This window comes from Ectobacillus sp. (assembly GCF_056992975.1).
In genome coordinates, this window is the sequence record NZ_JBXKMX010000087.1 from 1 (window position 1) to 2,417 (window position 2,417).

The 2,417-nt window shown below is 41.5% G+C and carries 4 protein-coding genes; all 4 read left to right on the plus strand.

Annotated features, from left to right (window positions below; translation table 11 throughout):
* On the plus strand, positions 1 to 96 hold a 96-nt coding region (trpF, locus tag AC11ZT_RS04375; protein ID WP_484058436.1), incomplete at its 5' end, for a phosphoribosylanthranilate isomerase.
* 4 nt (positions 97 to 100) lie between these two features.
* A complete protein-coding gene (trpB, locus tag AC11ZT_RS04380; protein ID WP_484058437.1) occupies positions 101 to 1,294 on the plus strand; it encodes a tryptophan synthase subunit beta in 1,194 nt (397 codons plus the stop codon).
* A gap of 2 nt (positions 1,295 to 1,296) precedes the next feature.
* A complete protein-coding gene (gene trpA, locus AC11ZT_RS04385) occupies positions 1,297 to 2,076 on the plus strand; it encodes a tryptophan synthase subunit alpha (RefSeq protein WP_484058434.1) in 780 nt (259 codons plus the stop codon).
* A 148-nt stretch (positions 2,077 to 2,224) separates the two neighbouring features.
* Positions 2,225 to 2,417: hypothetical protein (locus AC11ZT_RS04390; RefSeq protein ID WP_484058435.1), on the plus strand; the 193-nt coding region annotated here is incomplete at its 3' end.

Below are 2,417 nucleotides of genomic sequence, written 5' to 3' on the forward strand. Positions count from 1 at the left end.
CCTTTTATGGTCGATGCAAGCAGCAGTTTAGAAATCAACGGAATAAAGGACATAGAAAAGATACGACAATTTATTCAAAAAGTGAAGGAGTGCTAATATGATTACTTATAATTATCCCGATGAATTAGGTCATTACGGTCAGTACGGCGGACGATATGTTCCCGAAACGCTTATGCAGTCAGTATTGGAACTGGAGGCAGCTTATAAGGAAGCGATGCAAGATGAAGAATTCCTTAAAAAAGTGAACTATTATTTAGAACAATATGTTGGACGAAAAACCCCCCTTTATTTCGCAGAAAACATGACGAAGCTTCTTGGCGGAGCGAAGATTTATTTAAAGCGGGAAGACCTAAATCATACAGGAGCACACAAAATTAATAATACAATCGGACAAGCCTTGCTTGCAGTACGAATGGGGAAAAAGAAAATTGTAGCAGAAACAGGTGCAGGTCAGCACGGCGTTGCTACGGCAACCGTTTGTGCCTTACTCGGTCTTGAGTGTGTCATTTTCATGGGTGAGGAAGATATTCGCCGCCAACGTCTAAATGTATTTCGTATGGAACTCCTTGGTGCGAAAGTAGAGAGTGTGTCTTCAGGGAACGGAACGCTTAAAGATGCTGTAAACGAAGCGCTTCGCTACTGGGTTACGCATGTGCAAGATACGCATTATATTATGGGTTCAGTACTTGGACCACATCCATTCCCGCAAATTGTACGCGATTTTCAAAGTGTCATCGGTAATGAAACGAAGGAACAATATACGGCGGTAGAAGGCAAATTACCGGATGCTATTGTTGCGTGCGTAGGTGGTGGTAGCAATGCAATGGGTATGTTCTATCCGTTCATCCAAGATGAAGACGTGAAGCTATATGGCGTAGAAGCAGCGGGACTTGGCGTGGATACAGAACAACATGCAGCTACCATTACGAAAGGGTCCGTTGGGATTTTGCATGGCAGTATGATGTACTTACTTCATGATCAGGACGGACAAGTGCAAGAGCCGTATTCGATCTCAGCTGGTTTAGATTATCCTGGCGTAGGACCGGAGCATAGTCTGCTTAAGGATATCAAGCGTGTGGAATACTATTCAGTTACAGACAAGGAAGCAATTGATGCGCTCGTATTTCTCTCTCAAAAGGAAGGAATTATTCCAGCACTTGAAAGTTCGCATGCGATTGCTTATGCAATGAAGCTCGCACCGACGATGAAAAAGGATGAAGGACTTGTTATTTGTCTTTCAGGCCGCGGTGATAAAGATGTTGAAAGCGTAAAAGCATACTTAGGAGGGGAATAATCATGGGAGAAAAAAACATAGAACGAGCATTTTTAAACATAAAGGACCGCGGCGACAAAGCATTCGTGCCCTATATTATGGCAGGAGACGGCGGGCTCGCTAAGCTACAAGAGAATATTACTTTTCTAGATAAAGCGGGAGCTACACTTGTTGAAATTGGTATCCCTTTTTCTGACCCGGTTGCAGACGGTCCAACGATACAACGTGCAGGGAAACGAGCATTAGACGGAGGAACAACGCTGGATGGAATTTTCCAAGCATTGCAAGAAGTACGGCCAAATGTAACGTTGCCCTTCGTACTTATGACCTATATGAATCCGATTTTTGCATATGGTATTGAACGCTTTATGGCGAAATGCCAAGAAGCTGGTGTGGACGGACTGATTGTACCCGATCTTCCCTATGAGGAAAAAGGAATTTTAACGGAAGCGATGCGTGGTAAGCTTGCCCTTATCCCACTCGTAACATTAACGAGCCCGCTTGAAAGAATTACAAAGATTGTGAAAGAAGGGCAAGGATTTATTTATGCCGTAACCGTTACAGGGGTAACAGGGGCGCGAAGAGAATTTCAAGAAAGTTTATTTACGTATTTAAAACAAGTGAAGGAACTTAGTTCTCTTCCTGTCCTTGCTGGATTTGGGATTTCAACACCGGATCAAATTAAATTAATGGATGACGTAACTGATGGCGTTGTTATCGGAAGCCGGGTTATTGAGCTACTAGAACAAGGAAAATACGAGGAAATTGAAGCACTTATTCACGCAACTAAGCACGTGATGTAAAACGAAATAGATGAAAGGGCAGGGGCAAGTAACGTTGCTTCGGCCTTTTTTTTATAGATAAGTAGTCTATACATGTTTCGTTCATGTGAATATGAAAATTTTTTGACAATTATAATACTTATACAAGTTTATGCCGTATATATTAAAAATGAGCAACCTAGTTTTCTTATTTTTTAGTACAATAAGTAAAGATATTGTAAATTTATTTGTTATAAGAAAGGAATGGGGGCGTTATTCTGGTTCAATTTTTTCTTTCTTTTCTACCTGTGGTACTTCAGGGGATATCATGGTTCCAATCTATTCTTTGGCTATTTCTCCTAGCGTTACTCATTGGTATTGGA